This is a genomic window from Curtobacterium flaccumfaciens, assembly GCF_013359815.1.
GTDB lineage: Bacteria > Actinomycetota > Actinomycetes > Actinomycetales > Microbacteriaceae > Curtobacterium > Curtobacterium flaccumfaciens.
Genome location: NZ_JABMCF010000032.1, coordinates 1 through 18188 on the forward strand (window position 1 = coordinate 1; position 18188 = coordinate 18188).

Annotated in this window: 16 protein-coding genes; 10 read left to right on the top strand and 6 right to left on the bottom strand. The window is 70.2% G+C overall.

Annotated elements, in window-relative coordinates:
* The first annotated feature begins 295 nt into the window (after positions 1-295).
* Positions 296-2719 (top strand): excinuclease ABC subunit UvrA, encoded by a 2424-nt coding sequence (locus tag HP445_RS03350; protein ID WP_128781634.1) that lies wholly within the window; start codon positions 296-298, stop codon positions 2717-2719.
* 54 nt (positions 2720-2773) lie between these two features.
* Here HP445_RS03350 and HP445_RS03355 read toward each other — a convergent pair whose 3' ends face one another.
* Entirely contained in the window at positions 2774-2929 is a 156-nt protein-coding gene (locus tag HP445_RS03355) for a hypothetical protein (protein WP_155896774.1), read from the bottom strand.
* A gap of 186 nt (positions 2930-3115) precedes the next feature.
* Here HP445_RS03355 and HP445_RS03360 point away from each other — a divergent pair, with 186 nt between their 5' ends.
* Positions 3116-3994: a serine hydrolase domain-containing protein gene (locus tag HP445_RS03360; RefSeq protein WP_128781633.1), complete on the top strand. Its 879-nt coding sequence runs from the start codon at positions 3116-3118 to the stop codon at positions 3992-3994.
* Between the two features lie 41 nt (positions 3995-4035).
* Here HP445_RS03360 and mtnN read toward each other — a convergent pair whose 3' ends face one another.
* Both mtnN and HP445_RS03370 read right to left on the bottom strand, forming a co-directional pair.
* Positions 4036-4743: a 5'-methylthioadenosine/S-adenosylhomocysteine nucleosidase gene (gene mtnN, locus HP445_RS03365; protein WP_110864380.1), complete on the bottom strand. Its 708-nt coding sequence runs from the start codon at positions 4741-4743 to the stop codon at positions 4036-4038.
* 57 nt (positions 4744-4800) lie between these two features.
* Positions 4801-5757, bottom strand: coding sequence for a serine hydrolase domain-containing protein (locus tag HP445_RS03370; RefSeq protein ID WP_128781632.1), 957 nt, complete (start codon positions 5755-5757; stop codon positions 4801-4803).
* Positions 5758-5823: 66 nt separating this feature from the next.
* Here HP445_RS03370 and HP445_RS03375 point away from each other — a divergent pair, with 66 nt between their 5' ends.
* From HP445_RS03375 to HP445_RS03390, 4 genes are all read left to right on the top strand, one after another.
* Positions 5824-6156, top strand: coding sequence for a hypothetical protein (locus HP445_RS03375; protein WP_111025009.1), 333 nt, complete (start codon positions 5824-5826; stop codon positions 6154-6156).
* Positions 6157-6263: 107 nt separating this feature from the next.
* Entirely contained in the window at positions 6264-7391 is a 1128-nt protein-coding gene (locus HP445_RS03380; protein WP_164941283.1) for an NAD(P)/FAD-dependent oxidoreductase, read from the top strand.
* Positions 7391-8413 (top strand): arsenic resistance protein, encoded by a 1023-nt coding sequence (locus HP445_RS03385; protein WP_164941282.1) that lies wholly within the window; start codon positions 7391-7393, stop codon positions 8411-8413. The genes HP445_RS03380 and HP445_RS03385 overlap by 1 nt, the downstream gene beginning before the upstream one ends.
* Positions 8410-8601, top strand: a complete 192-nt coding sequence (locus tag HP445_RS03390) for a hypothetical protein (protein WP_128781630.1) — start codon at positions 8410-8412, stop codon at positions 8599-8601. The genes HP445_RS03385 and HP445_RS03390 overlap by 4 nt, the downstream gene beginning before the upstream one ends.
* Positions 8602-8609: 8 nt before the next feature.
* On the opposite strand, the gene HP445_RS03395 is transcribed toward HP445_RS03390, so the two are convergent.
* Positions 8610-8903, bottom strand: a complete 294-nt coding sequence (locus HP445_RS03395; RefSeq protein WP_128781629.1) for a hypothetical protein — start codon at positions 8901-8903, stop codon at positions 8610-8612.
* Positions 8904-9058: 155 nt separating this feature from the next.
* Positions 9059-9661: a TetR/AcrR family transcriptional regulator gene (locus HP445_RS03400; protein WP_128781628.1), complete on the bottom strand. Its 603-nt coding sequence runs from the start codon at positions 9659-9661 to the stop codon at positions 9059-9061.
* A 155-nt stretch (positions 9662-9816) separates the two neighbouring features.
* Here HP445_RS03400 and HP445_RS03405 point away from each other — a divergent pair, with 155 nt between their 5' ends.
* The 4 genes from HP445_RS03405 (at position 9817) to HP445_RS03420 (ending at position 13779) form a co-directional block, all read left to right on the top strand.
* Positions 9817-10791, top strand: coding sequence for an alpha/beta hydrolase family protein (locus tag HP445_RS03405; RefSeq protein ID WP_128781627.1), 975 nt, complete (start codon positions 9817-9819; stop codon positions 10789-10791).
* Positions 10788-11765, top strand: a complete 978-nt coding sequence (locus tag HP445_RS03410) for an SDR family NAD(P)-dependent oxidoreductase (RefSeq protein ID WP_128781626.1) — start codon at positions 10788-10790, stop codon at positions 11763-11765. Before HP445_RS03405 ends, HP445_RS03410 begins: the two co-directional genes overlap by 4 nt.
* Positions 11766-11826: 61 nt before the next feature.
* Positions 11827-12282, top strand: a complete 456-nt coding sequence (locus HP445_RS03415; RefSeq protein WP_241660488.1) for a GNAT family N-acetyltransferase — start codon at positions 11827-11829, stop codon at positions 12280-12282.
* Positions 12283-12312: 30 nt separating this feature from the next.
* Positions 12313-13779 (top strand): SDR family oxidoreductase, encoded by a 1467-nt coding sequence (locus HP445_RS03420; protein WP_128781624.1) that lies wholly within the window; start codon positions 12313-12315, stop codon positions 13777-13779.
* Positions 13780-14176: 397 nt separating this feature from the next.
* Here the strand turns inward: HP445_RS03420 and HP445_RS03425 are convergent, their stop codons facing one another.
* Positions 14177-18049 carry a P-loop NTPase gene (locus tag HP445_RS03425; protein WP_164941281.1) on the bottom strand — a complete coding sequence of 1291 codons (3873 nt, stop codon included), beginning with the start codon at positions 18047-18049 and terminating at the stop codon, positions 14177-14179.
* Positions 18050-18188: the final 139 nt, after the last annotated feature.

The following is an 18188-nucleotide window of genomic DNA, read 5'->3' on the forward strand; positions in this document are numbered from 1 at the left end:
CCTCCAGCTCGAGGGCGACAACGCCATCCTCACCGGCACCACCGTCCACATCTCCGAAGACGCCGCCGGCCTGCTGAACAAGACCTTCGGCACCGACGCCGTCAAGCGCGGCCTCCTCGTCGGCACCGCCACCATCACCGCCCAGATCAAGTAACACCTGCCGCAACACCGCACCACGAGCACCACCGCACGACGCGAAGAGTCGCTCCGCCGATCAGGGCGGAGCGGCTCTTCGTCGTTCGCGGTCCCGGCGGCGGTACTGCTTCTCCCAGTGGCCGAGCCTACGATCGAGCGAATGCCCGCTCCTCGCTCGACCCAGACCGACGACCGACCCGGGCCGGACGACTTCATCCGCGTCCGTGGCGCCCGCGAGAACAACCTGCGCGACGTCGACGTGGACATCCCCCGCGACCGGATCGTCGCGTTCACCGGCGTCTCCGGCTCCGGCAAGTCCTCACTCGCCTTCGGCACCGTCTTCGCCGAGGCCCAGCGCCGGTTCCTCGAGTCCGTCGCCCCGTACGCGCGGCGGTTGATCGCGCAGGGGTCCACCCCGCACGTCGACTCGATCACCGGACTGCCGCCCGCCGTCGCCCTGCAGCAGCGTCGCGGTGCCCCGAGCTCCCGTTCCACCGTCGGCACCATGACCACGCTGTCGAACTCGATGCGCATGCTCTACTCGCGCGCCGGCACGTACCCGTCCGGCGCCGACCGGCTCGAGTCGGACTCCTTCTCGCCGAACACCGTCGCCGGCGCCTGCCCCCGGTGCCACGGCATCGGGACCGCGCACGAGGTCACCGAGGCATCGGCGGTGCACGATCCGTCGCTGAGCATACGCGACGGCGCGATCACCGCCTGGCCCGGTGCGTGGCAGGGCAAGAACCTGCGGGACGTCACCGCGGTGCTCGGCTACGACATCGAGCGCCCGTGGCGTGAGCTGTCGCGCGAGGACCGTGACTGGCTGCTCTTCACCGAGGAACAGCCCGTCGTGCAGGTGCAGCCGAAGCGCGACCGCGTGGCCAAGCCATACAAGGGCCGGTTCTGGAGCGCTCGCCAGTTCGTGCTGCACACCCTCGCCGACTCGCAGAGCGAGACCCAGCGCAAGAAGGTGCTGCAGTTCGTCGAGTCCGGCCCGTGCGGGCTCTGCGGCGGCACGGGCCTGACCCGAGCCGCCCTCGCCGTGACGATCGGCGGCCACTCGATCGCCGAGCTGAACGCGCTGCCGCTGACCGGCCTGGCTGAAGTCCTGCGCCCGATCGCAGCGATCACCGACGCGGCAGCGGCGACGTCGCGGGCATCGTCCGGCGAACACACCGAGGTCGCCGTGGCGATCTCCCGCGACCTGCTCACCCGCGTCGAGGTCCTGGTCGGCCTGGGTCTCGGGTACCTGGCGCTCGACCGCGCCACCCCGACGCTCTCCCCCGGCGAGAGCCAGCGGCTGCGGATCGCGACGCAGCTGCGCTCCGGCCTGTTCGGCGTCGTCTACGTGCTCGACGAACCGAGCGCCGGGCTGCACCCCGCCGATGCCGAGTCCCTCGTCGACGTCCTCGACGACCTGCGAGCCGGCGGCAACAGCGTCTTCGTCGTCGAACACGACATGAGCATCGTGCGGCGAGCCGACTGGATCGTCGACGTCGGCCCTCGCGCAGGAACCGGCGGCGGCACCGTCCTGTACAGCGGCCCGGTCGCCGGCCTGGCCGAGGTCGAGGCGTCGGTCACCCGGCGCTTCCTGGAGCCCCGGCAGCCGACCGCCGACCGCGCCGTCCGGACCCCGATCGGCACGCTCGAACTCCGCGACCTCACCCTGCACAACCTCCGTGGGCTCGACGTCGACCTGCCGCTCGGTGTCCTCACCGCGGTCACCGGCGTCAGCGGGTCCGGCAAGTCGTCGCTCGTCGGCGGCGTGCTGCCCGGAGTCGCGACGTCGCACCCGCTCATCGACCGCGTCGTGCAGGTCGACCAGAAGCCGATCGGCCGGACCCCCCGCTCGAACCTCGCCACCTACACCGGCCTCTTCGACGCGGTCCGGGCCGCCTTCGCTCAGACCGACGAAGCGAAGGCCCGCGGTTGGGGCGCCGGGCGGTTCTCGTTCAACGTCGCCGGCGGCCGGTGCGAGGTCTGCCAGGGCGAGGGGTCGGTGTCCGTCGAACTCCTCTTCCTGCCCGGCAGCTGGGCCCCGTGCCCCGAGTGCCACGGCTCCCGCTACACCGCCGAGACGCTCGAGGTCCGGTGGAACGGGGCGTCCATCGCCGACGTCCTCGGCATGACCGTCGACGAAGCGGCGCCGTTCCTGGCGTCCCTGCCGGCAGCCGGACGCGGACTCGAGACCCTCCGCGAGGTCGGTCTCGGCTACCTGCGGCTCGGCCAGCCCGCTCCGGAGCTGTCCGGCGGCGAGGCGCAGCGCATCAAGCTCGCCACGGAACTGCAGCGTGCGCGGACCGGCCACACCCTGTACTTGCTCGACGAACCCACCACCGGCCTGCACCCGGCCGACGTCGAGCTGCTCACCGCCCAGCTCGCCCGCCTGACCGACGCGGGCAACACCGTCGTCGTGGTCGAGCACGCGATGGACGTCGTCGCGAGCGCCGACCACGTCATCGACATGGGCCCGTCCGGCGGTGTCGAGGGTGGCCAGGTGGTCGCCTCTGGCACGCCCGCCGAGGTCGCCGCCTCGACGACCAGCCGGACCGCGCCGTACCTGCGGGACCAGCTCGGTCGCTGACGCAGAAGTGCCCGCCAGGATCGCTCCTGACGGGCACTTCGTGGCTGCCGCTGGTTACCGCTGGACCGCTTCCGGGGCGTCGTCGCGGAAGAAGTCGCTTCCACTGTGCGTGTAGCCGACCTCACCCGTCCGACGCCACTGCTTGCGGACGCGCTTGAAGGTGGTGATGCGTGCAGGTTCGACGTTCTCGTCGCTCGTGTAGGCGCTCATGGCTGATCTCCCTGTGTGATTGGCCGTGGTTCCTTGGCCCCCCGGGATGGAGGCTAGCGAGGGGCTCGGAGGCGAGTTCGCAATCCGTCCCGGAACGTCCGTGGAACGCAATTCCGGCCGTGCCGAGAGCCGGGTCGCGCCCCTCCGGCACCGGGGCGGGCGTCCACGCCGAACGAGGATCCCCGCATGACCGGCTGCGATCATGGTGGCTTCGACCAGATCAGGAGGACGAGCGTGACCGCTGCGAACCGAGCCGTGATCATCGACGCAGGGGGCGACGTCACCGCCGACCTCGGCGATCGCTACGAAGCGGGCGCGCTGGTGGAGTGGGCGAGCGTGACGAAGACCGTGACCGCCGCCGCCGTGCTCGTCCTCCTCGCTGAACGGGACATCCCACGGGACACCCCCGCCCGGGACCTGTTGCCGGACGTCCCGGACGACGCCACCTACACGGTCGACGACTTGATCCGACACCGCTCGGGCCTGCCCCGTGTGCACCAGGGCATGTCGGCCGGGATCGTCGGCGACCCGTACGCGGACGTGTCCGAGGCGGACATCACCCGTGCGCTGCGCCAGACCCCGACGACACCGGGTGAGCGGGACTACTCCAACCTCGGCTACGCGGTGCTCGGTCGGCTGCTCGAGCACGTCGCGCGGGAAGCATGGTCCACGGTCGCCGAGCGGACGGTCCTGGCTCCGCTCGGGATCACCAGCGCCACCCTCGACCCGGCACCCGAACGACGAACCCTGCTCCGGTCGTGGCGGGGCCGCCCCCGTGACCCCTGGACCATCGGATCAGGTCCCTACGCACCGGCCGGCGGGATCTGGTCGACCATGTCCGACCTCTTGCGGTTCGGCGCGGGAATCGGACGCATCGAGCCGGACTTCCTGGCGTGGGAGCACCGCGACGGGCTGATCTGGCACAGCGGGCAGACACGGGACGCCGGCGTCTGTCTGCTCCGTCACGGCGACGTCACGATCGCGTCGCACGCCCTCGGCGCAGCGCCCGGAGCCGCCGACCGGCTCGCCGTCCGACACCTCCGTGCCGTGGGAGTCGTCGCGTGAGCGCCGGCACGCGAGCTGGCTGAGGGAGCGCTCGGGCTGACTCAGGAACGCAGGCCGAGCACCAGGTCGTGGACCACGCGCGCTGCGCGTGCCGCGGCGTCGTCCAGGTGCTCACGGAACTCGGCGCCGTCCGGCGCGCAGAGGTCGCTGATGCACCGGACCGACACGAACGGCATGTCGTGCACGTGGGCGAACTGCGCGATCGCGGCCGACTCCATGTCGACCGCGGCCACCTCGGGGAACGCGACCCGGAGTGCGCGGGCACGGCCCTCGGTCACGAAGACCTCGCTCGAGCCGATCGTCGCCGACCGCAGCGGCCACGCGATGTCGGCGCCCATCGCGAGCTCGACGAGCCGGGCGTCCGGCGCGTAGCCGGTCGGCATGCCGGGGACCTGGCCCAGGGCGTAGCCGAACGCGGTGGCGTCGGCGTTGAGGTTGACGTACCGGTCGCCGACCACGACGTCACCGATGGCGACACCGTGCATGAGCCCACCGGCGGTCCCGACGCTGATCACCGGGATGCCCGGGCCGAAGTCGTGGAAGCCGTGGGCAACGGCGGCCGTGGCGTTCGTGAAGCCGATGCCGCTGCGGCGCACGACGACCGTGGCGCCGCCGATGTCGAGCAGCTGGTGCGGGTCGTGGCCACCGACGGGGCCGTCGAGGACGGGGACACCGCCGAACAGGTCGGCGAAGGCCGAGACCTCTTCGCTCATGGCCGCGATGATGATCGCGACGGGTTGCTGCTGCACTGATCGATTCTCCCACGCCGGGCGCGCGCGGACGTGCAGGTCGGATGGTCGCGGTCGCTACCGGCGGGGGTCCTGGCGGGCCAGCTCGTCGGCGACGAAGGCGGCGAGCGCGTCGGCGCCGAAGTGGTCGTCGGCAGTGATGGTGACGACGGTGCCGGCGTCGTTGCCCGCCCCGGTCTCGTCGAACAGCAGCATCTGACCGTACGCACCGTGCAGCCGCCAGAGTCGGCCGGGACCACCCCACCCGGCCATCGCGTACCGCTCGTAGCCGGGGCCGGTGCCCTCGCGCTCGACCCAGTCGGTGTGCATCGCGTCGCACCACCGCGCGCTGACGATCCGCTGTCCGTCGACGACCCCGCGGTCGCGGATCAGGCGTCCGATGCGGGCGAGCTCCTCGGTGCGGAGCGACAGTCCCTCGCCGCCGGCGACGAACCCGTTCGGGCAGCGTTGCCACTCGACGTCCTGGATGCCGAGCGGCGCGAACAGTCGCTCGGTGACGAACGCGCCGACGTCGCCGACCCGGGTCTCGAGCACGCGCATCGCCGTGTAGGTGCTGGCGTTCGCGTACTGGAACACCCGGCCGCGGGACGGTCGCCGCAGGAACTCGGCCGCCAGGTCCGGCCAGTCCGTCAGCTCGGTCGCCGACCAGGGCATGTCGATCCCGCTGGTCATGGTGAGCAGGTGGCGGAGGGTGACCCGGCCGACGCCGTCACCGAGCGCGAGGCCGGTCTCCGCACCGAGGCCGGCGCCGACCAGGGACGTCGCGATCGGCTCGTCGAGGTCGACCAGGCCGTCGTCGGCGGCGATGCCGGTGGCCAGGACGCAGACGCCCTTCGCGGCGGAGTGGATCTCGCGTCGGACGTCGGGGGTCCAGTGGTGCTCGGCGAAGTCGTCCGCGGTGCCGTCGGTGCCCGGAGCCGCAGTCCGCGCGCGCACGTGGATGCCGTGTGCGGCGAACCCGGTGGTGTCGATGTGCCGGACGACGGCGTCGAGGATGGTCGCGGCGGTGTGCACAACCCCATCCTCTCGTGGCCGAGCGGCTGCGGGCACGAGCAGGGGCCGCCGCGTACCGTCCGGTTCGTGTCCGACGAACAGCCCCGCCGCCCCGATCCCACCCGCGTCGGCGACCAGCCCGCACTCCGGACGGCGTCGGGCTCGAACTGGCTCGTGTGGGGAGCCGTCACGGCCGTGATCGTCGCCGCGGTGATGGTCCTCATGGCGATCCGGGCGCCGGCGATCGGCTGGCCGGCGCTCGTGCTCGTCGTCGTGTTGTTCGTGACGATGGTCGTGGTGCGGGCCGCCGTCCGGCCGCAGCGCACCCGACTCGTCACCCTGGCCCTGCTCGACCTCGGCATCGTGGTCGTCGGACTGGTGGCGACCCTGGCGGTCCTGTACTCGACGCCGGTCGGTTGATGCCGCGATGGCATGTTGATAACAGTTCTCACTAAGATGGTGTGCAGCGACCACACCACGGTGGCCGTTCCATCGACGCAGCTGCAGCTGCTGGGAAGACCGACCCCATGCCAGCACCACACCCCACCGAGACCCTCGACGCCCTCGTGGTCGGAGCCGGACCGGCCGGCGTCGGCACCGGCCTGGCACTCCACGCCGTCGACGGCCTGCTGTTCGGCGTCGTCGAACGCGGCGTCGTCGGGGACACGTTCCGTCGGTGGCCGGAGCACCAGCGGTTCCTGACGCCGTCCTTCACCGGCAACGGGTTCGGGGCGACCGACCTCAACGCGGTCCACCCGCGCACCTCACCCGCCTACAGCCTGGGGACCGACTACCCCTCCGGGCCCGAGTACGCCCGGTACCTGCGGGGCGTCGTCGCGGCCTTCCACCTGCCGACCCTGCTCGACACCGAGGTCGAGCGCATCGAGCCGGACGACGACGGCTTCCGCGTGACCACGAGCCGCGGCCCCGTCATCACCCGGAACGTGGTCTGGGCCGGCGGCGAGTTCTCCGACCCGATCCTGCCCCGCTGCGCCGGCACCTCGCTCGGGGTGCACGCGTCCGCCGAGGCAGCCTGGGTGGCGCGGTCCGGACACGTGGTGGTCGTGGGTGGCTTCGAGTCCGGCATCGACCTGGCGTGCCACCACGTCGAACAGGGGGCGACGGTGACGGTCGTCGACCCGTCCCACCCCTGGGACGCCGGCAGCGGGTCGGACCCGTCGTTCCGCCTCGCCCCGCGGACCCGTCAACGGCTCGGGGCCGCGCGGGCCAGCGGACGCCTCACCCTGGTCGACGACGGCCAGGTCACCGGCATCAAGCGGTCCGGAGACGGGTTCACCGTCGGCGTCGCCGGTCGGACCGCCCTGGTCGCGGACGCGCCACCGATCCTCGCTACCGGGTACGGCCCGGGGCTCGGACCGGCCGCGAGCCTGTTCGACACCCGCGCGGACGGATGGCCACTGCTCACCGAGGACGACGAGTCGACCACCACGCCCGGGCTGTTCCTGGCCGGCACGGCGCTCCGGCACGGTGGGCTGCAGTTCTGCTTCGTGTACAAGTTCCGGCAGCGGTTCGCCCACGTCGCCCGCGTCATCGGCGAACGAGCAGGGCGCGACTGCGGCGCCCTGCAGGAGTGGGACGACGCCGGGATGCTCACCGACGACCTGAGCTGCTGTGGTGTCGAATGCGCGTGCTGATGCCGGCACCGCGGCCCGCCCGCCCCGCCGGTGCACGACTCTGGGCAACCCCCGCGATCGTCGGCGGCGCCATCCTGCTCGGGTCGGTGATCGGCGGCGTCTCGCCCTCGGCCGGCGACGCGATGGGCTCGGTGGTGGACGCGTTGGTGATCACCCTGGTCGTCGCCCTGTTCGTCGACGTCCCCCTGCACCGCCTGCCACGGACGCCCGGCGCCTGGAAGGTCATCGGCATCGCCTGGAGCATGAACTTCCTGCTCGCCCCGCTCGTCGCGTTCCTGCTCACGCGCGTGGCCCTGCCCGGACACCCGGCCGTGCAGCTCGGCGCGATGCTGTACTTCCTGGCGCCCTGCACCGACTGGTTCCTGGCGTTCACCCGCCTGAGCGACGGGGACACCGCCGTGGGGGCGACCCTGCTGCCGATCAACATGGTCACCCAGCTGCTGCTGTTCCCGGTGTGGATCACGGTCCTGGGCGGCAACGCCGGCATCGACGCCGTGGGCACCATCGGCACCCTGCTGCAGTGGTTCGTCCTGCCCGCCGCGATCGCCGTGGTGATCCGCCTCGGGATCTCGCTCCTGCCGGACGGCGCTCGAGCCCGCGCCGCCGCCCTGCCCGGCCGCGCGGTCCCCTGGATCGTGGGCGCGATGGTCGCCGGGCTCTTCGCCTCGCACATCGGGCTGCTGCTGGCGAACCTGCCGGTGTTCGTCGCCGTGCTGGGGTGCGCGGTGGTCTTCTTCGCCGTCACGTTCATCGCAGCCGAGTGGGCGTCACGCCTCGCCGCCCTGTCGTACCCGCGGTCGGCGCTGCTCGCGATGACGACGGCGGCCCGCAACGCACCCCTGATGATCGGGCTGACGAGCGCCGCACTCCCCCACCAGCCGCTGGTCACCACGGCGATCGTCGTCGGCATGCTCGTCGAGTTCCCGCACCTGCTCGCGGTCCGCCACCTGCTGCTGCGTCGGCGACGTGGTCAGCACGCCGGGCGACGCCTGCGCGGCACCGCCGCATGGGGGCACCCGTGACGCACCGGGTCCGACTCGTCGTCGTCCCGACCGAGCGACGGGTGATCGAGACCGAGCACGACGACCGGCGGACGGCGCTCCTGCTCGCGCTGGGCCAGGTGCCGCTCGGGTACGCGGTCACCGACGTCGACGTGCTGCCGGAGCACGGGGACACCGAGTCCGACCCCGCGGAGCCGGGCCGACGCTGAGCCGGCCGTCAGCGGCGGACGAGCACCCCGGCGACGAGTCGGAGCAGCAGGGCGACCACGCCGACCACGGCGATGCCGACCGACACGACCGTCGCCATCAGCAGTCGAAGGCCGTCCGGCACAGCCGTCTCGTCGGACGTGGGGAGGAACGCCGTCGCGACGAACACGCAGCCCGCGGCGACCAGGAACAACACCCCGATGATCGTCACGGCCCGCAGCGCGGCCGGCGCCGGTTCGTGGTCACCCGGTCGAGCCGGACGAGCCCTGGCCCCCTCGGTCTCCCAGTCCGCCAGTTCCGTCATGGTGGTCCCCCTCCGTCGGGACGATCGTAGGGCCCGGACCGGCCCCGACGGCGCTGGTGCGGCCCGAGACGGTCGCGACGCCGGACGGGAGGCGCGTGACGGGCCCGCACCGCGCCTCCAGTCCGGCGCCGGTCGCGACGAGTGCACGTGGCCGGCTACGCGCTGTCGGCCACCGTCGGCTGCGCCTGCCGCAGCCCGGTGACCAGGAGGGTCACGATCGTCCGGACGTCGTAGTCGGGGTCCTGGGGACTCCACGCCACCAGGTCACCGACGGCCCGGAGCAGCTGGTACGGCGGGGTCGGCGCGACCACCTCGCCGGACGCCCGCGCAGCGTCGAGCAGCCGGCCGAGCACGGGCACGAGCTCGTCGACGAACAGGGTGTGCAGCGCCGTGAAGCCGTCGGCGTCGCCCTCCCAGACGCGCGCCAGACCGTGCTTGGTGCCGAGGAAGTCGACGAACTGGTGCACCCAGCGCAGCAGGGCGGCGAACGGCGTCGGCTCCGAGCCGAGCAGCGCAGGCCCCGCGTCGACCAGGGCCTCGATCTGGTGCCGGTAGACGGCGACGACCAGGTCCGAACGGGTCGGGAAGTGCCGGTAGAGCGTGCCCACCCCGACCCCCGCGGCGGTGGCGACCTCGCGCACCGGTGCGCCGACGCCCGAAGCTGCGAAGACCGCGGCAGCGGCGTCGAGGATCGTGCGCTCGTTGCGCTCGACGTCGCGACGGCGACGCCGCGCGGGGTCGGTCGACGGGGTGCTCATGCGTCGATCATCGCACGACAACGACGCGATGCGGAACGATGCTCCGCTTCCCCTTGCAATCCGGATCGTTGTTCCGTATCGTTCCGGAACGTCGCTCCGTTTCGGGCGACAGTCGCTCCGTCCTCGGGCGACACGGCATCCCGGAAAGGCCCCGCATGGCACCCACAGCACCCCGACCACAGGTCATCAGCGTGCGCCCCGTCACACTCCCCGCACCCTCGCGCGGTCAGGACCTCGAGGTCCGGATCACCGCACCGACGACCGGCACGGACCTGCCCGTCATCGTCTTCGCCCACGGCTTCGGCCAGTCCATGACCGGCGGCGACCCCCTCGTCGACCACTGGACCGCGAACGGCTTCGTCGTCGTCCAGCCGACGTTCCTCGACGCGAAGGCCTACGGGCTGACGCTCGACGACCCGCGCTACCCGACCATCTGGCGGACGCGGGTCGACGACCTCGAGCGGGTGCTCGACGACCTCGACCAGATCATCGACGCGGTCCCCGGCCTGAGCGGACGCGTCGACACCGCGCGCATCGCCGCGGTCGGACACTCGTGGGGCGGACAGTCCGTGGGCATGCTGCTCGGGGCCCGCGTCCTGGACGCCGACGGGCGGCCGGGCGAGGACCGCACCGACCACCGCGTGCGCGCCGGGGTCCTGCTGTCCACCACCGGGATCGCGCGCGGCGACCTCGCGCCGTTCGCGCAGGAGCACTTCGCGTTCATGAGCCCCGACTTCAGCCAGCTGCACACCCCGTCACTCGTGGTCGCCGGCGACCACGACCAGTCCCAGCTCTCGACCCGAGGCCCGGACTGGTTCACCGACGTCTACCACCTGAGCCCCGGCGCGCGGCACCTGGTGACCGTCCACGGCGGGGAGCACCTGCTCGGCGGGATCCAGGACTACGAGTCGACCGCCACCACGGACGAGAGCCCCGAGCGTGTGGACCTCGTCCGCCACACCACGACGGCGTTCCTCCGGACCGCGCTCGGCCTCGACCCCGACGCGTGGTCGGCGATCGCCGATGCCGTCGGCCCTGCTGCCGCCGCCGCGGCCGGCTCTGCTGCCGCGGTCGCGGCCGGCCCCGCTGCCGCCGTCGGCCACATCGAATCGAAGGAGCACCGCTCGTGATCACCGATCAGCACCCCCTGCCCACTCCGTTCACCGCCGCGTCCACCGCCGCCGACGTCCTGGACGGCGTCGACCTGACCGGCCGGAACGTCGTCGTGACCGGCGGCCACAGCCGGCTCGGCCGCGAGACCAGCCGCGCCCTCGCGGCGGCCGGCGCCGACGTCACCGTCGCCTCCCGCGACGTCGACCGGGCATCCGCAGCCGTCGCCGGCATCCCCGGCGTCCACGTCGAGGCCCTCGACCTCACCGACCCGTCGTCGGTCGACGCCTTCGCCGCGCGCTGGTCGGCCTCCGGCCGCCCGCTGCACATGCTCGTGAACAGTGCCGCGATGCTCTTCACCCCGGACCGCCGACTCGACGGCCGCGGCAACGAACTGGCGTTCTCGACGACGCACCTCGGGCACTTCCAGCTCACGCGGGCGCTCCTCCCCGCCCTCCTGGAGGCCCGTGGTGCGCGGGTCCTGACCGTCACCTCCGGTGCGGCGCGGTTCGGGCAGATCCGGTGGGACGACCTGACGTTCGCCCACGGGTACGACCCGGTCACCGCGTACGGGCAGTCGAAGCGGGCGAACGTCCTGTTCACGGTGGAACTCGACCGCCGGTACGCCGACCAGGGCATCCGCGCCTTCGCCGCGCACCCGGGCGTCATCATCGGCCCCGGCCCCCACGACGCTTCTCGGATCGCCTCGTACCGCGAGCAGGGTCTGGTCGACGACCACGGGGTGACCGTCATCGACCCCGAGGTCGGCAAGAAGACCGTCGAGCAGGGCGCCGCGACGCTCGTGTTCGGCGCCGCGAGCCCGCTGCTCGACGGCGTCGGCGGGGTCTACCTGAAGGACAGCGACGTCGCCGTGATCGACGACCGGGTCCTGCCCCTGACCGCGGACCGCATCCCGTCGGACGCGAACTCGGCGATGCTCGACGCCGACGATGCCCGGCGGCTGTGGGAGGTCAGCGAGGGACTCCTGGTCTGATCGCCGTCGGCCGGGGGCCTCATCTGCCCACTGTTCTCGTCGTCCTCGCTACTGTGTGACGGTGCTGACCGTGCGGATCGAGAGCCCCCGACAGGACGACGTCCTGCACCTGCTGCAGCAGGGTGACGACTACGGACTGAGCCTGTACGCGGCCGAGAACTACCACGCCCTCGACGTCGACGACCTGGACCAGCCCGACGTCACGTTCCTGGTGGCGCGCGAGGACGGCACCGCCCTCGGCACGGTGGCGCTCGTCGACGCCGGCGACGGCACCGGCGAGATCAAGCGCATGTTCGTGAGCGACGCCGCGCGTGGGCTCGGCGTGGGGACGCGGTTGCTCGACGCCCTGCACGACCGGGCCCGCGCGGTCGGTATCGGGACCGTCCGGCTCGAGACCGGCCTGCCGCAGGCCGCGGCCATCGCGCTGTACCGGAAGGCCGGGTACGCGGACATCCCCCGGTTCGGCCCGTACGTCGACGACCCGACGAGCGTGTGCATGGAGCAGCAGCTCGTCTGACCGGTGGTCGGTCCCGACGTAGGATCGCGTGTGAGCTCCGAGCACCCCGAACCCAGCGGCATCGACCCCGACGACCTGACCGTCGCGCTCCGGGTGCTCGAGCAGCTGCCGTCGATCGACGAGACGCACCCGGACTTCATCCGGGTCCGCCAGGCCACCGCGAAGATGTTCAAGGCCGTCAAGCGTGCGCACCGTCTCGAGAAGCGCGGCGTCATCGCCGAGGCCGATCGCCGGGTGATCGCCGCCACCGCCACCGGGGCCGCCGACCGGATCGACGACGAGACCCGAGGCGTCCTGATCAGCGCCTCGACCGCTTCGACCACCGCGGGCACGCTGCTGAAGTCACGGCCCTGCTACATGTGCAAGCAGCACTACACGGTCGTCGACGCGTTCTACCACCAGCTCTGCCCGGCGTGCGCTCGCATGAGCCACGCGAAGCGCGACGCCCGGACGGACCTGACCGGCAAGCGGGCGTTGCTCACCGGCGGCCGCGCGAAGATCGGCATGTACATCGCCCTCCGGCTGCTGCGCGACGGGGCCCACACCACCATCACCACGCGGTTCCCCCGCGACGCGGTGCGCCGGTTCGCGAGCCTGCCCGACTCCGCCGACTGGATGGACCGCCTGAAGGTCGTCGGCATCGACCTGCGTGACCCCGCCCAGGTGATCGGGCTCGCCGAGGACGTCGCCGCGTCCGGCCCCCTCGACATCCTGATCAACAACGCCACGCAGACCGTGCGCCGGTCGACCGGGGCCTACCAGCCGCTGGTCGACGCGGAACTCGCGCCGCTGCCCGACGGACCACTGCCCGAACTCGTGACCTTCGGGCACACCAATGACCAGCACCCGCTGGCGCTCGCCCGTTCAGTTGCCGCGCACCCGATCCTCGCGGCCGCCGCAGCCCGTGCCGACGAGCTGACCGAACAGGCCATGGCCCCGGGCTCGAGCTCGCTCGAGCGGCTCGCCCTGGGCACCGCGATCGACGCCGGTGGCCTGGTCCCCGACCTGCACGGCGAGAACTCGTGGACCCAGCAGGTCGACGAGGTCGACCCGCTCGAGATGCTCGAGGTCCAGCTGGCCAACACCACGGCGCCGTTCATCCTCATCTCGAAGCTCCGCCCCGCGATGGCCGCCAGCACGGGACGCCGCACCTACGTGGTGAACGTCAGCGCCATGGAAGGGGTGTTCGGCCGCGCCTACAAGGGGCCGGGTCACCCGCACACGAACATGGCGAAGGCCGCCGTGAACATGCTCACCCGCACGAGCGCGCAGGAGATGTTCGAGACCGACAACATCCTGATGACGAGCGTCGACACCGGCTGGATCACCGACGAACGGCCGCACCCGACCAAGGTCCGACTCGCCGAAGAGGGCTTCCACGCGCCGCTCGACCTGGTCGACGGGGCAGCCCGTGTCTACGACCCGATCGTCCGGGGCGAAGCGGGCGAGGACGTGTTCGGTGTCTTCCTGAAGGACTACGCGCCGAGTTCGTGGTGACGAACCGTGTCCCCGAGCGGGACCGTCAGCGCTTCGACGGAGCCGTCTCCTGCGGCAGCACCTCGCCGAAACGGATCAGGAAGTCGCGCAACACGTCGTCGTCGCGTGGCTGCCTTGACGCCGATAAGCGGTGTTCGGTCCATTCGTGGATGCCAGTTGGTCGCGGCTCTCCGATCCCGATGCCGACGGGCGTTCCACGGGTTTCGGGATTCCGTTCCACGCTTCTCACCGGCGTTCATGAAGTCGGCCCGGGTACCCGTCTCTAGGACCGAGATACTCCGACAGTAGCGCCACATCATGCTCCTGCGGCGCCGCTCACGCGCATCACACCGGTGCGGGGTACGCCTCTCAGTCAGGTACCTCGGCATGGAATGCTCCTGCCTAAGTGGCCAGGAAGCTACTCCAGTGAACCTGCGGAGGAGTCCGTCAATTCGTCGTCATCGTCATCGAAGTCGTCCTCGTCCTCGTCGCGTTCCTCTGCATCACGTAGCCAGCCCTGCATGCGGCTGATGCCCGCCTCGAGGAGTTCGCGGAGCTCGGCAGTGGGTGTTGAGGCGGTGGCTTTCGTCGCGGCAATGATCGTGAGATTCAGCTCCGGTGACCCCTCGGACCCAGTGGACCAGCTCGTCGGGGTCACCGAGCTTTGGATCAGGGCCAGACGTTGTCCGCGTGCTTCGAGATCGGGGCTGCCGTCCTCAAGGAGCCGCTCGGCGAGCGTCGGATGATGTGACACCCAGGCGGAGAACGCTGCAAGAACTTCGGTCAGGTGGTCCACTGTCTCGGGTGCAAGCTGAGAGACCCGAGCGGCAAGGATGTCAGCGACGCTCGCCGGCATCGGTTCTCCGATGGCCCGTGCGCTCCTCCAGCTGACGGGCCTTGCCTCAGCTGTCGCGGCGCACCGGAGGAGCCAATCCGCAACGTCACTAGCATCGCCATCGAGTACCGCATCCATCTCGATGTGGAACTCCGGGTCCTCTGCCTCGTTTAGGAATGTCAGAGCCGCCGCCACGTCGACTCGTGCCACGGCTCGGAGGACATGCGGGACCGTCGAAGCGTTGCTGGGCAGCAGCTCGAGAAAGTCCAGCAGCACCGGAACCTCACCTGAGCCGACGACAGGATCTTCCTCGTTGTGACGCCACCCAAACCCGAGGTCGTCGAGCACGAACTCGATCGTTAGCGGCGTTGCGGCGCAATCCATTAGCTCATCCCTGATTGCGCTCAGCGTCGCCGTTTTGTCGTAGGCGGTGAGGAACGACTGTCGGACTATTGAGTCTTCGTCGTGACGACCCGCCGCGAGGAGCGCGTTCGCCGCGGATCGGTTCGAACGCCATCTATCGCTCGTGGCAGCGATCCCGAAAGCTCGGCGGGCGCCAGGGCGAAGCGTCGGGTACCCGTGCGTGAAGTCCCTCAGCTGCTCATCGGACACACCCGATAGCAGGATCGGCAGAAGGTCGTCGAGCGGCCCCGCAGCGTTGTCAATGATTGCTGCAGTAACGGGTGCGACGAGCTGCGGCCGCTCCGCATGCAGTGCCGTCGCCAAATGCCCGAGCATCCAGAGCTGCCGGCCGCCGGCCTCGGCGGCTTCACGGACTTGTGTGTCGAGGTGAGAGAAACCTACGGTTGTGAACTGATCGGGCCAGACCTCGTTGACGACATCAGCAAAGTGCGCCTCTAGCCGAATGTACCGGCCGGCGCCGCGGCCTCCGGAAGCGTCTGGTCCCAGGCGCTGATGGACCGTGAGGTACGTCGAACTGACCAGCAAGTCCGCGAAGTCGTCTTCCGGCCTTGCATCGAGCTCTGCGACGAGGGTGTGGGTCGCAGATTTCACCGCCGGTGAGATTGCATGTGTCGCGGGCCAGTCGACGGCGTCACGGACGAGACGCCTTACCGCGGAGCTGTTCGTCTCCGCGGCGATGCGCCGCAGCGTCGCCACCGTTGCTAGATCATCGTCCGCCCATGCGAGAACGCCTGCGTCGGTGACCTCAGTCCCAAAGCCCGGTCGTGGTGGAGCGAGGGCCGCCTTCAGCAACTCGATTTTCTCCCGAGTGTGCCCCTCATCGCGTTCTAGGATCTCGCGAATTCGCTCTCTCAGAAGTTTTGTCTTCTCGGGAGAGACAGTAAATGGCTGAAAAGTCACGGTGCGATGGTCAGTCATCACCATTCGGGTTCCGTGCTTAGTCATGATCGACGTGAGCAGAGGTATCGGAGTCGGCTCCTCGCCCAACCAGCGTTCGACCGCATCGATGACCTGCGGTAGCGCTTGGCCGCTTGGAATCGACGCGAAGTCAGCGAATCGTTCTTGTATGAGTCGAAGCGGATGCCCGGGGTTCCTATTTTCCAGCCGGCTATCGTGCTTGCTCAGGCCCCAGAGGACATCGAGTACATGAGGAACTAGGGCCGGATCGTTCGCTCCGACGTCGGCGTACAGCGAGGCAAGGTGGTGGCGCAAACCATCCTCGGTGAACCAAGAGCGCGTTGGTTCATCCGTGATGGTCTCGCGTGGCCCATCGAGCATACTCAACACGACGTCGAGAATGGCTACGAACTCGACCGGCTGGGTCTGCGCAGCTGGCGCGGCGTCCGAAAGGAACATCGTTAGTTCGAAGAGAGTCATGTCGGTGACCCGCTTCCGGACGTCTGCCCAGACTGCATCCATGACTCGTGGCGCCCCTTGGCGGTGCAGCCGACCAGCCAGTGCTGCCAGGTTCACAAGCAGCGTGCGGTGCTCGCCGTCACCGAACTGCTCCCATAGCGTGGACACAAGGTGGCTGTCGCGACCGAAGATCACCGCTTCATGTTCAAGAATCTGATCGGCGAACAATTCCGCGGTAACCCTGAACACCTCCCCAGTGCCGGTCACTAGGCCTCGAGCCTCCAGCGCCGCGAAGACTGACAGGTAGTCGGCAACGCTCCACCCGGTGATTTGGAGAAGACGAGCCTGTGTCTCGTCGTCATCGCGATTGATCGTGCCGATTGCGGCGATGAGCGACAGGAGCCGCCGTGGGGCTTGCGGGGGCGCTCCGGGCACGTCGTCCAGCGTCTCCTCGCCGAAACGCGCAAGCACCGCTTCGCGCAGCTGCTCATCCAGCGGAAACGGGTCGGTCAGTGTTCCCGCGCGGACCATACCAACAGCCAGTACTGCGACGGCGGGCACATCGACCGCGATACGTGCGAGCGCTTCTCGGAAGCCGTATGCAACCGGAAGGTCCTTCGTGAGGGCCGCGACGAGTCGCCGGGCGGCCTTCAAACTGATGCGGTCAGTCCGAACAACACCGATCCTGCTACTCACGACCCCACCACGGATCAGCTTCCGGCGAAGCTCGCGCACGGCAGGGTCACGGGATCCGAGGAGCAGCCTCGCTCCAGGTGTCTCCAAGACGTGGCGCAAGAGCGCGGTCAGATCATCGGCCTGCAGGTGAGCGTCGTCAACGACGACGACGGAGGCGACTAGGGGCAACTCGCTGAGCGCGGCCTCGCCGAGAACTACGCCGGGTCCAAGCCACAACACGGGGACCTCTGGGCGCAGTCGCTCGAAAGCCTCCGCTGCTTCCATAAGGAGACGCGTCTTGCCAGTGCCGCCAGGTCCGTGCACGAGAACGACTTGACTGACCTCGGGCCCAGCCTGAAGCAAGTTTGTCAATTCTCGTCGCCGCGACCCCATGCCGACAAACGGTGCGTTGTCGTCGAGAAGTTGACCGTCGCGCGCTCTGCTCGCGCGTACAGTCGCCGTGGCGACGAACGCGTCCGTCGGAAGTCCCTTGAGTATTCGCCTCCGGACACTGGCAGACCACGTCTCGTCGAGTACGTCGCGCTGAACGTGAAGGGGAAGGTCGCCGAGCAGCTGGCGGAGGTCCCGTGCGTCCCACAGATCCCAGGCCGGAAACTCCTCCATCGCTTTCCGGCTGGCGGCCGACGCCACGCCAGAGAAGACCAACTTGAACTCTCTCGCGTTGTACGTGGTCTCGTTGACGATGGTGCGCACCGCCGACGGTGACAGCGCTGTCCACCGCTTGCATTGGAAAGCAACCGTAGTTCCGTCGTCCCAAGCGCCGACGAGGTCGACGCCGTCTTGCTTGTCGCCGGAACGGCCCCAACGCTTGATTCGTTCGATACGGCGGCCGACCGATGGCAGGGCTCGTCGATGCGCCGCCAGCAGGCGCTCGGTGAACGCCTCAAACTGGTCGCCAGTCAGAGAGGCCGTGGGTAGCAGGTCATGATTGGGGCCGTCCAACAGCTCAGCTGCCGGTCGCAGCAGGTCTTCGTCGGTCACAGCATCATCTTGGACGATGAACCATGCCCGCGCAGCAGGAGAGCCCGCAGTGTCTCGAGTGTCCGACAGTGCGGGGCTACTCAAGTCAGTGTGTAGGCCGACAACGACTTGACTCGCACGAGTCGGCCGTCGCGCGCGG